The organism is Dyella marensis, from assembly GCF_900112865.1.
In the GTDB taxonomy this organism is placed as follows: Bacteria; Pseudomonadota; Gammaproteobacteria; order Xanthomonadales; family Rhodanobacteraceae; genus Dyella_D; species Dyella_D marensis_A.
The window spans coordinates 20,945-33,125 of sequence record NZ_FONH01000032.1; the positions used below are offsets into that span (position 1 = coordinate 20,945).

The following is a 12,181-nucleotide window of genomic DNA, read 5'->3' on the forward strand; positions in this document are numbered from 1 at the left end:
TTCCGATCCGCCCGATAGCCATGGGCTATCGGGCCCGCGCTGCCGTTAGAATGTGCGGTCCGATGAGCGACACGCCTGCCTCCCGCCCCGTTCCGTCCGATGCCCGCCTGCGCACGCTGCGCCAGGCGCTGGACGGCGTTTCCAGTCGCGATTTCGGCCGTTTGCTGGGGCGCTGGCGCGGGCTGTCGCGCCGTGCCGACGAGAACAAGCTGGAGGCGCTGGCCGCCGACGTCGAGCGTTCCGCGGCAAAGCGCCGCGCCCGCGCCGCGGCCAAGCCGACGATCCGCCTGGACGAAGCGCTGCCGATCAGCGCGCGCGCCGACGAGATCGTCGAGCTGATCCGCCGCCACCAGGTGGTGGTGATCGCCGGCGAGACCGGCTCGGGCAAGACCACCCAGCTGCCCAAGCTGTGCCTGGCCGCCGGCCGTGGCGAGGCCGGCATGATCGGCTGCACCCAGCCGCGCCGCCTGGCCGCGCGCTCGGTGGCGCGCCGCGTGGCGGAGGAACTGGGTACCCAGCTCGGCGACCAGGTCGGTTTCCAGGTGCGCTTCAACGACCAGGTGTCCGAGCGCAGCCTGGTCAAGTTCATGACCGACGGCATCCTGTTGGCCGAGACCCAGGGCGATCCGTGGTTGTCGGCCTATGACACGATCATCATCGACGAGGCGCACGAGCGCAGCCTCAACATCGATTTCCTGCTCGGCTATCTGAAGCGGCTGGCGGTCAAGCGGCCGGACCTGAAGATCATCGTCACCTCGGCCACCATCGATACCGCGCGCTTCGCCGAGCATTTCGGCAACGCGCCGGTGGTGTCGGTGGAAGGCCGCGCCTATCCGGTCGATGTGCGCTGGCGCTCGCTGGACGCGCTGGGCGAGCGCCGCGGCCGCGACATGCAGCAGGGCGGCGCCGAGCACATCGCGGCGGTGCTGGACGAGCTCACCCGCGAGGATCCGCGCGGCGACGTGCTGGTGTTCCTGCCCGGCGAGCGCGAGATCCGCGACGCGCATCTGCTGCTGTCGCGCCGGCAGTACCGCGAGACCGAGATCCTGCCGCTGTACGCGCGCCTGTCCGCCGCCGACCAGGACCGCGTGTTCAAGCCCGGCACCAAGCGCCGCGTGGTGCTGACCACCAACGTGGCCGAGACCTCGCTCACCGTGCCGCGCATCCGCTATGTGATCGACTCCGGCCTGGCGCGCGTGAAGCGCTACAGCCAGCGCAGCCAGCTCGAGCGCCTGCACGTGGAACCGATTGCGCGCGCCGCCGCCGACCAGCGCAAGGGCCGCTGCGGCCGCGTCGGCCCAGGCATCTGCTATCGCCTGTACGACGAGGCGGACTACAGCGCGCGCGCCGCGTTCACCGATCCGGAACTGCTGCGCTCCTCGCTGGCCAACGTGATCCTGCGCATGCTGTCGCTGCAGCTGGGCGAGGTGGACGAGTTCCCGTTCCTGGAGGCGCCCGATCCGCGCGTGGTGGCGGATGGCTACCGGCGCCTCGCCGAGATTTCCGCGATCGACGAACACAAGCGCCTGACCGCGGTCGGCCGCACGCTGGCCAAGCTGCCGATCGACGTGCAGCTGGCGCGCATGCTGGTGGAGGCGAACCAGCTGGGCAGCCTGCGCGAACTGCTGGTGCTGGTGGCCTTCCTCAGCATCCAGGATCCGCGCGAGCGGCCGGCGGATGCGCGGCAGCAGGCGGACCAGGCGCATGCGCAGTTTGCGGATGCGAAATCGGATTTTGCCGGCGTGCTGAATCTCTGGCGCGCGTATGACGAGTCGCACAAGGAGCTGACGCAGTCGAAGCTGCGCGACTGGTGTTCGCGGCATTTCCTGAGCTTCATGCGGATGCGCGAGTGGCGGGAATTGCATCGGCAGCTGTTGCTGGTGGCCGAGGAGTTGGGATGGAGCCTTGCCGCTTCCGCGCCTGTCGGCACGGATGGAGTGCGGGGGGGGAAGGGTGCGCCCGTGCTGCACGCGAAGAAGCAGGCTTCAAATAAGCGTTCGGGCGAGCCCCGGCCCCTCACCCCAGCCCTCTCCCCGGAAGGGAGAGGGAGTGACGATGACGATCAGCGTCTCTATGAAGCCGTGCATCGCAGTCTGCTTGCCGGTCTGCCGACCCAGGTCGGACACAAAGACGAAAAAGGTCTCTATCGCGGCACCCGCGAGCGCCGTTTCCAGGTGTTCCCCGGCTCGGCCCTGGCGAAGGTGCCGCCGAACTGGATCTTCGCCGCGCAGATCCTCGATGTCGGCGGCAAGGTGTGGGGCATGATGTGCGCCCGCGTGGAGCCGGCGTGGATCGAGCAGCAGGCCGCGCATCTGCTCAAGGCCAGCTGCCGCGACGCGCACTGGTCGCGCAAGCGCGGCACCGTGGTGGCCTACGAGCAGGTGAGCCTGTTCGGCCTGACCCTGGTGGAGCGTCGCCCGGTCACCTTCCAGCAGCAGGATCCGCCACTGGCGCACGAGATCTTCCTGCGCGAAGCCTTGGCGCGCGGCGATATCGATGCGCGCGCCGACTTCGTGCGCGCGAATCTGCGCGTGATGGAAGACGCGTGGGGTATCGAGGCGAAGCAGCGCCGCGAAGGTTTGATCCGGCATGAGGACGAACTGGCTGCGTTCTTCGAGGGCAAGCTGCCGCAGGACATTGCCAGCAGCCGCGGGCTGGATGCGTGGTACAGCCGCGCGCGGCCGGCGGAGCAGGCGGCGTTGCGCTGGTCGCTGGACGATGTGATGGCGGGTGGGGCGGGTCTCGATCCGAAGGCGTTTCCTGCTTCGCTGGATATTCAACCGCAACGCTATCGCCTCGAATACCGCTTCGTCCCCGGCGACGACGCGGACGGCGTCACGCTGCACCTCCCGCTGGCGATGCTCAACGCATTGCCGGCCGCACGCTGTGAATGGCTGGTCCCCGGCCTGCTCGGCGAAAAGGTCGCCGAACTGATCCGCGGCCTGCCCAAGCCGCTGCGCCGCAACTTCGTGCCGGCGCCGGATTTCGCGCGCGCCTTCGTCGAAGCGGAAGCGCCGCGCGACGAACCATTGAGCAAGGCGCTGGCCGCCTTCCTCAAGCGCGCCACCGGCGTCGATATCGCCGCCGGCGAATTCGATCCCACCGCCTTGCCCGCGCATTTCCGCATGCGCTTCCGCCTGCACGACGAGAACGGCCGCACCCTCGCTGCCGGCCGCGACCTGGCCGCGCTGCGCGGCCAGTGGGAGGGGCAGGCGCGCGAGGCGTTCTCGCGCAAGACCGACCTGGAACTGACCCGCGAGGACGTGACGCGCTGGGATTTCGAGGACATCCCGGCGCAGGTGCGTTCCGACGGCGGGCTGATGGCTTTCCCCGCGCTGGTCGATCTCGGCGAGGCGGTGGCGCTGCGCGTGTTCGAGCGCAGCGACGAGGCGCGCGAGGCGCACCGCGGCGGCGTGGTGCGCCTGCTGCGCAACGCGCTGGCCAGCGAGATGAAGCAGGCGCGCCGCCGGCTGCCGGTGGGCAATCCGCTGGCGCTGAAGTACGCGCCGCTGGGCAGCGTGGACAGCCTGCGCGAAGACCTGGCCGAGGGCGGCTTCGCCGACCTGCTGGAACGCCACGCGCTGGACGCGCGCACGGCCGGCGCGTTCGAGGCGCTGCACACCCAGGCCAATCGCGAACTGTTCGGCGCGGCGGTGGAGCGGCTGAAGCTGGCCGAGCCCATCATCGAGGCGCAGGCCGAGCTGAAGCCCTGGCTGGAGCCGCCGCTGATCGGCTTCGCCCGTGCCAGCTACGACGATCTGCGCGAGCAGCTGGCGCATCTGCTGGAGCCGGGCTTCCTGCGCGAGCTGCCGACCGCGCGGCTGGCGCATTTCCCGCGCTATCTGAAGGCGATGCGCCTGCGCGCCGAACGCCTGCGCCAGGATCCGGCCAAGGACCAGCAGCGCATGCTGCAGGTGCTGCCGTACTGGCGCGAGTACCTGAAGCATCGCGCCGCCGGCGCCGAACCGGCCGCGCTGGCCGAGCTGCGCTGGCTGATCGAGGAATGGCGGGTATCGCTGTTCGCGCAGGAACTGAAGACCGCCGAACCGGTCTCGGCCAAGCGGCTGGCGCGCGCGCTCGAAGCCCTGGGCTGAAAACCGCGGCGCAGGTCCTAGAATGAGCGGTATTCGCTAAGGACATTCCGCATGGTCCAAGCCGCCCCCATCGCAGCTTCCAGCCTGGCCCAGTGGCGCGAGCGCGCCGTCGCGCCGGCGCCCGTGCTGGCCCAGGCGCTGGAAGCCTGCGCGGGGCATGCGGGCAACGAAGCCGAATGCGTGGACGTGCTCGACCTGCTGGCGATGCTCGGCTGCGATGCGCAGACCCAGGCCGCGGCGCTGTGGTTCGAGCTGGCGCGCAGCAAGCCGGAGACCTGGGCCGGGATCGAGCCATCGCTGCCGCCGGAGCTGCAGCGCCTGGTGCAGGGCCAGCTGGCCGCGGAGAAGGTCTGGGCATTGCATGCGCAGCAGGCGCCGCAGAGCGGCTCGGAAGGCCTGCGCCGCCTGCTGCTGGCGATCATCCGCGACCTGCGCGTGGTGTTCGTGCTGCTGGCGCGGCAGCTAGCACACATGCGCGCGGCCGGCGCGCTGCCGGAAGCCGAGCGCGTCGAGCTGGCGCGGCTGACCCGCGACATCCACGCGCCGCTGGCCAACCGCCTGGGTATCTGGCAGCTGAAGTGGGAGCTGGAAGACCTGGCCTTCCGCTACCTGCAGCCGGACACCTATCGACGCATCGCCAAGCTGCTGGACGAGCGCCGCGCCGACCGCGAAGGCTTCATCCGCGAATCGCTCGATCAGCTCAAGCGCTCGCTCGACGCCGCCGGCATCCGTGCCGAGCTGGCCGGGCGGCCCAAGCACATCTATTCCATCTGGAAGAAGATGCAGCGCAAGGCGCTGGAGTTCTCCGACCTGTACGACATCCGCGCGATCCGCGTGCTGGTCGGCAGCGTGGCGGACTGCTATGGCGCGCTGGGCGTGGTGCATACGCTGTGGCCGCACCTGCCGGGTGAGTTCGACGACTACATCGCGCGACCCAAGGGCAACGACTACCGCTCGCTGCACACCGCGGTGATCGGCCCGCACGGCAAGACGCTGGAAGTGCAGATCCGCACCCACGAGATGCATCGCGTCAATGAACTCGGCGTGGCCGCGCACTGGCGCTACAAGGAAGGCGGCAGCGCCGACAGCGAGTTCGAGGCGAAGATCGCCTGGATGCGCCGCCTGCTGGAGCCCAAGGCCGAGAGCGAAGGCGACCTCGCCGCCGAACTGCACACAGAGTTGATGGAGGACCGCGTCTACGTCCTCACCCCGCGCGGCGAGGTGATCGATCTGCCGCGCGGCGCCACCGTGCTGGATTTCGCCTATCACGTGCATACCGAGGTGGGACATCGCTGCCGCGGCGCCAAGGTGAACGGGCGCATCGTGCCGCTGACCCACCAGCCGCACAGCGGCGATCGCATCGAGATTCTTACCACCAAGCTGGGCGAGCCCAGCCGCGACTGGCTGTCCGCGCACCACGGCTATCTCAATACCTCGCGTGCCCGCGAGAAAGTGCGCGCCTGGTTCCGCCGCAGTGCGCACGACGCCAACCTCGCCGCCGGCCGCGCGATGTTCGAGCGCGAACTGAAGCGCCTGGCGCTGCCGGCGGCGGATCTCAATAAATTGCCGGTGCATTTCCATCTCAAGCAGCTGGACGACGTGCTGGTGGCGCTGGCGCTGGGCGAGATCACGCCCGGCCAGATCGCCCGCGCGCTGCAGGAGGCGGAAACGCCGCCGGCGGAGATGACCCAGTCGCAGCTGCCGGTCGCCTCGCGCCACGCCACGCTCGATCACAGCGCGCTGAGCATCGAGGGCGTCGGCAACCTGCTCACCACGCTGGCGCGCTGCTGCCAGCCGCTGCCGGGCGATCCGGTGCGCGGCTTCGTCACGCGCGGGCGCGGCGTGTCGGTGCATCGCGCCGATTGCGCCAGCCTGGCCCGGCTGGCGCGGCGCGATCCGGACCGGGTGATCGAGGTGGAGTGGGGCAAGGCCTCGGCGCAGGCCTACGAAGTGGACGTGGAAATCCGCGGCTACGATCGCAAGGGCTTGCAGAAGGACGTGACCAGCGTGATCAGCAATGCAGGCACCCACATCATCGCCTCGTCCAGCCGGGTGTTCGTGCGCACCGGCGAGGTGGAGATGCGCTTCACCCTGCGCGTGCGCGATTTCGAGCAGCTCTCGACCCTGCTGGCGCGCGTGGCCGCCTTGCCGAACGTGGTGGACGCCAAACGTATCGGCGGTGGCTGAAGACGCGCTTTTTCGGCACGCGGCGGCGGCCTGATGCGGTGCTAAGCTCGCGCGGTCGAAACGATTGCGTGGACCATGAACGGACGCAGAGACCAGCACGAATCCGATCCCCAGGGGCGCACGGAGCCCACCCTGGGCAATCTCGATCAGCTCGATGCCGGCAGCGCGCGCGAACAGCGTCCGCCGGACGACGGCCTGCCCAAGGTGACCCTGGACGCCGGCCAGCGCCGCGCCGCGGCCGCCAGCCATTCGCGCGACGCGCGGCCTGGTTCCGGCAGCCGCCGCGGCTGGATCTGGCCGCTGCTGCTGCTGGTGGCGATCGGCGTCGGCGTCACTTTCTATCTGCAGCAGGACCGCGTGCGCGGCATGCTGCCGACGACGGAGCTCAACGACGTGCTCGGCCGCGCCGAGCAGGCGCTGCACGACGGGCGGCTGGACGGCAACGACGGCACCAGCGCGCGCGAACTGTTCGAGGCGGCCCGCGCGCTGGAGCCGGACAACGACCGCGCCCGCGACGGCCTGCGCAAGGTCGGCCTGGCCGAGGTGGCCAAGGCCGACGCGGCACTGGCCGCCGGCAAGACGGACGAAGCGGAACAGGCCACCAATGCCGCGCGCGAACTGCTCGGCGGCGGCAGCGACGTCGATCGCCTCGCCCAGGCCATCGCCAAGGCGCGCGGCGCCAATTTCGAGGCCGGCGCGCTGGTCGACCAGGCGCAGCAGGCGATGAGCGCGGGCCGCCCGGCGGATGCGGGCGCGCTGTACAAGCGCATCCTCGCCGCCGATCCCGGCAATGCGGTGGCGGCGCATGGCCTGGACAAGGTCGGCGACGCGCTCGCCGCGCAGGTGCACAAGGACATCGACGCAGGCGACCGCGCCGCTGCCGGCGCCGATGTCGACCGCCTCGCCGCGCTGCTGCCCAATTACGGCGAACTGCCCGCGCTGCGCGCCGCGCTGGTGCAGGACCAGAAGGAAGACGACGGCCAGCTGTCCGAGGCGATCCGCCTGGGCCAGGCGGCGCTGCGCGCCGGTCGCATCACCGGCACCGGCAGTGATACGGCGCTGGCGCACTTCAAGGACGCGCTGGCGCTGGACCCGGACAACGCACAGGCCAAGGCCGGGCTGGGCCAGGTCGCGCAGGCGCTGGTGGTGCAGGCCAATGCAGCGCTGGACAGCGGCGACGCGGCCCAGGCCAGCCGCCTGCTGGACCAGGCCACCGAGCTGGCGCCGAAGTCGGCGGAACTGGCGGCGGCGCGCGCGCACCTGGGCGATGCCTCCCGCCATCCCGGCAGTGGCGGCATGGTGCCCGGCGAGCTGCCGCAGGCCGACGCGCAGGCCCAACTCACCCCGCAGCAGACCGCCGAGCTGGCGCAACTGGTGCGCCAGGCGGAAGCGGCGGCGCGCGGCGGCAAGGTCATGCTGCCGCCGGGCGAGAGCGCGTACGACCTGTATCGCCGCGCGCTGGCCATCGACGGCAACGACGAAGCGGCGCGCCGCGGCCTGCAGGAGCTGCCGTCCACGGTGGTGCAGCAGTTCAACCAGGCGCTGTCCGGCGGCAATCTGCAGCAGGCCGGCGAGCGTCTCAACGACCTGGCCGACCTGGCGCCCGGCGAAGCCGGCCAGGCCGAACTGCGCCAGCGCCTGGCCAATGCCTGGATGGACCAGGCCGAGGAACATCTCGGCGCCGGCGATCGTCCCGGTGCGGCGCAGGCGCTGGAGCACGCGCGCAAGCTGGCGCCGGGCAATCCGCGGCTGAGCAGCATCACTGCGCGCCTGCAGGGCGGCGGCTGAGCCGACGGCCATGCGCGTCCTGGTGTTCGGCGCGAGCAGCCAGATCGGCCACTTCCTGCTGCCGCGGCTGCGCGAGCGCGGCGCGGAAGTGCTGGCGGTCAGCCGCCGTCCGCGCGACACCGCCGGCATCACCTGGCTGCGCGGCGATCTTCCGCACGATGTGCCGGCGGTGCGCGAGCTGTCGGCGATCGTCAGCTTCGGCCCCCTGCAGGGGCTGGCCGACTGGATGCTGGGGGCGGACTTCGACGGCGCGCCGCGCGTCATCGCCACCAGTTCGATGAGCGCGGAAACCAAACGCGATTCCGCCGTGCCGGCCGAGCGCGCGCTGTCGCGCCAGCTGCGCGATGCGGAAGAAGCGCTGGCCGCGATCTGTGCGCGCCGCGGCTGCGCATGGACGGTGTTCCGGCCCACCCTGGTCTACGGCGCGGGCATGGACAAGAGCCTTACCCCGATCGCCCGCCGCGCGGTGCGCACGCGGGTGTTCCCGCTGCCGGCCGGACGCGGGCAGCGCCAGCCGGTGCATGCGGACGACATCGCCCACGCGGTGCTGGCTGCGCTGGATACGCCGCTGGTTGCCGGCAAGGTCATTCCGCTGGGCGGCGGCGAACGCCTGCATGCCGGCGAGATGTTCGCCCGCGTGCGGCGCAGCCTGCCGGTGGCGACCCTGCCGGTGCCGCTGCCGGCCTGGCTGCTGCGGCTGGGCCGCCACGCGGTGCCGCGCCTGCGCGGGCCGCTGGACCGGCTGGACAGCGACCTGATCGCCGACAACAGCGCCGTGCAGCAGCTGCTCGGGGTTTTCCCGCGGCCGTTCCGGCCGGATGCGGCGTGCTGGGGGATGACTGATGACTAAAGCCCCTCTCCCGTCGGGAGAGGGGTTGGGGTGAGGGTACGGGCGGAGTGGGGCGTTGCACTCCGGCCGGACCCTCATCCGGCTGCCGCCACCTTCTCCCGGAGGGAGAAGGGTCCAAGGTTGGGGACTGAGCGTCCTTCAAACCGCTGCGCCATGCCACGCCATCGCCCCAAACCCCCGCCCGCATTCATATGCGCGCCGGGAAGCAGGCCCTATGATCGACCCCTTATCGTTCAGGATTCCCCCACGTTGGCCTTTCTGACCCGACTCCGCTCGCTCGCAAGCGCTATCTGGCCCTGGGTGCGCATTCCCTTCTGGATCGGCCTGGGCCTGTTCTTCGGCTTCGTGCTCCCCTACACGCTGGTGCTGAACAAACGCGTGCAGGATCGCTTCAACGACCTGGTCTTCGCCGTCCCCACCCGCGTCTACGCCCGTCCGCTGCCGCTCGAAGCCGGCGCGCCGATGACGCCGGGCGCGCTGGAGCTGGAGCTGACCTTCGCCGGCTACGGCAATGACGGCCACGGCCAGGTCGCCGGCACCTGGGCCAAGGACGGTTCCAGTTATGTGATTTCCTCGCGCGGCTATGCCGGTCCGGACGGCGGCGAGCTGCCGCACCGCATCCGCGTGACGCTGGGCAAGAACGCGGTGGCGTCGGTGAAGGACGCCGCCAGCGGCAAGGCGCTGGACCTGGCGCACCTGGATCCGGCGCGCATCGCCACGGTGTATGGCTCGCAGCAGGAAGAGCGTCGCATCGTGCGCCTGGCCGACGTGCCGCCGATGCTGATCGCCGGCCTGCAGGCGGTCGAGGACCGCGACTTCAAGCACCACATCGGCATCGACTTCAGCGCCATCCTGCGCGCCAGCTTCGCCAACCTGCGCGCCGGCCACACCGTGCAGGGCGGCTCGACACTGACCCAGCAGCTGGTGCGCAACCTGTTCCTGGACCGCGATCAGAACATCACGCGCAAATTCAACGAAGCGCTGATGTCGATCCTGATCGAAGCGCACTACGACAAGGGCCGCATCCTGGAGGCGTACGTCAACCAGGTGTTCCTCGGCCAGCAGGGCGGGCAGGCGGTGCACGGCTTCGCCGCGGCTTCGGAGTTCTATTTCGGCCGGCGCATGGAAGACCTGCGTCCGCAGGAAATGGCCCTGCTGATCGGCATGGTGAAGGGCCCCAGCTTCTACGATCCGCGCCGCTATCCCGAGCGCGCGCTGTCGCGCCGCAACCTGGTGCTGGAGCAGTTCGCCGGCACCGGCCTGCTCACGCCGGAGCAGGCCAAGGCGGCCGAAGCCACGCCGCTGGGCATCGTCAGCAACGGCCAGCTGCCGCATAACCGCTTCCCGGCCTTCATGCAGCTGGTGCGCGCGCAGATCACCAACGACTTCGACGATGCCACGCTCAGCGCCGGCAACTTAAGCATCTTCACCACGCTCGATCCGGCCGCGCAGTTGTATGCCGAGCAGGGCATCGCCACCGCGATGGGCGGCCTGGGCAAGCGTGGCGAGGCGGCGCAGGCCGCGGCGGTGGTCACCGAGGCGCAGACCGGCAGCGTGCTGGCCATCGTCGGCAGCAAGGATCCGGGCGACCAGGGCTTCAATCGCGCGATCGATGCGCGCCGCTCGATCGGCTCGCTGATCAAGCCGCTGGTGTACCTGGTGGCGCTGGCGCAGCCGGAACGCTGGAACCTCGGCTCGCCGGTCGAAGACACCCCGATCAGCATGCGCCAGCCCGACGGCACGCAGTGGACGCCGAAGAACGACGAAGGCGACGTGCACGGCTCGGTGCCGATGGTCGACGCGCTGGTGCATTCGTGGAACCTGGCGACGATCCACCTGGGCCTGGAAGTGGGCCTGCCGCGGATCAAGTCGTTCCTGGAATCGTTCGGCCTGGAAGACGTCAATCCCAGCCCTTCGCTGCTGCTCGGCGCGCAGGGTATTCCGCCGCTGCAGGTGGCGCAGCTGTACCAGTACATCGCCGCGGACGGCCATGCGCTGCCGCTGGTCGCGGTGCGCGGCGTGGTCGACGCCGACGGCAAGACGGTCAAGCGCTACGAGGTGAAGACCGGCAAGGGCGAATACCAGCTGGCCGTGCGCCAGGTGACCTGGGCCATGCAGCAGGTGGTGCGTTCGGGCACCGCGGCGGCGATCGGCAAGACCCTGCCCAGCCTCAATGCCGCCGGCAAGACCGGCACCAGCAACGAGATGCGCGACAGCTGGTTCGCCGGTTTCACCGGCGATCACCTGGCGGTGTTCTGGATGGGCCGCGACGACAACAAGCCGAGCGGCCTTTACGGCGCCACCGGCAGCCTGCGCGCGTGGCAGGAGCTGTTCCGCAAGCTGCCGTCGAAGCCGTTGTCCGCCGCTCCTGGCGAAGGCCTGGAGATGGCCTGGATCAATCCGACCGACGGCAAGCGCACCGATCCGTCCTGCGAGGGCGCGCGGCAGATCCCGGTGGTTGCGGGTACCCTTGCGCAGGATTCCGAAGGCTGCTTCTGGCAGCGTGTCCAGAACTGGTTCGGCGGCGACGACAATAAGTCGCCGGCGCCGGCCTCCACCGCTCCCATCCGAGATTGATCATGTCGTACCGCCGTCTGCTCCTCGCTTCCACCGTGCTGGCCACGCTTGCGCTGGCCGCGTGCAACCAACCCAGCGCGCCGTCGCAGGCCACCCGTCCGACGCGCTCGGACGGGGACATCCTGGCTTCGATCCAGGCGGCCGGGGACAAGGAGAAGTCGGTGATCGACGTGCATCCGCTGCGCGATCCGGGCGTAGCGTCGCTGCAGGACGCGGCGCAGGCGGATGTGCGCACGGGGCAGTTCGATGCGGCGGCAGCGAAGCTGGATTCGGCGATCAAGCTGAGTCCGAATTCGCCGGATCTGTTGCAGGATCGCGCGGAGCTGGCGATTCGCCTGAAGGATTATTCGGCGGCCGAACAGCTCGCGCGCAAGTCATGGGAGATCGGGCCGCGGCTGGGACCGCTGTGCGCGCGCAACTGGCAGACGATCCAGGAGTTGCGCGATCGTGCCGGCGATCAGGCGGCTGCCGCGACTGCCGGCAAGTGGGTCAAGCAGTGCCACGTGGAAGGCGTGCCGCGCTATTGAGCGCCTGTCGTAGGTTGGGGTGAGCCGCAGGCGAACCCCAACGGACCTTTCCAGGTGGCGCGATGTTGGGGTTACGGGCTGCATCGGCAGCCCGCCCTTCGGGCCATCCGCTACGCGGATGTTCGCTACGGCATCCTGCCTTCGCAGTCGCCTGCGGC

The 12,181-nt window shown here is 70.3% G+C and carries 6 protein-coding genes; all 6 read left to right on the top strand.

The features are described from left to right. The first annotated feature begins 62 nt into the window (after window positions 1-62). The gene (gene hrpA / locus BM172_RS21175; protein WP_026636835.1) at window positions 63-4,094 is read left to right on the top strand and encodes an ATP-dependent RNA helicase HrpA; all 4,032 of its coding nucleotides are present in this window, start codon (window positions 63-65) and stop codon (window positions 4,092-4,094) included. Window positions 4,095-4,145: 51 nt separating this feature from the next. Next, the gene (locus tag BM172_RS21180; RefSeq protein ID WP_026636834.1) at window positions 4,146-6,281 is read left to right on the top strand and encodes a RelA/SpoT family protein; all 2,136 of its coding nucleotides are present in this window, start codon (window positions 4,146-4,148) and stop codon (window positions 6,279-6,281) included. A 75-nt stretch (window positions 6,282-6,356) separates the two neighbouring features. Further along, window positions 6,357-8,069, top strand: coding sequence for a tetratricopeptide repeat protein (locus tag BM172_RS21185; RefSeq protein WP_026636833.1), 1,713 nt, complete (start codon window positions 6,357-6,359; stop codon window positions 8,067-8,069). Window positions 8,070-8,079: 10 nt separating this feature from the next. Beyond that, window positions 8,080-8,919, top strand: coding sequence for an SDR family oxidoreductase (locus tag BM172_RS21190; protein ID WP_026636832.1), 840 nt, complete (start codon window positions 8,080-8,082; stop codon window positions 8,917-8,919). Between the two features lie 249 nt (window positions 8,920-9,168). Continuing rightward, window positions 9,169-11,496 carry a penicillin-binding protein 1B gene (gene mrcB / locus BM172_RS21195; RefSeq protein WP_026636831.1) on the top strand — a complete coding sequence of 776 codons (2,328 nt, stop codon included), beginning with the start codon at window positions 9,169-9,171 and terminating at the stop codon, window positions 11,494-11,496. 2 nt (window positions 11,497-11,498) lie between these two features. Then, on the top strand, window positions 11,499-12,023 hold the full coding sequence (locus BM172_RS21200; RefSeq protein ID WP_026636830.1) for a tetratricopeptide repeat protein: 525 nt from the start codon (window positions 11,499-11,501) through the stop codon (window positions 12,021-12,023). Window positions 12,024-12,181 lie beyond the last annotated feature (158 nt).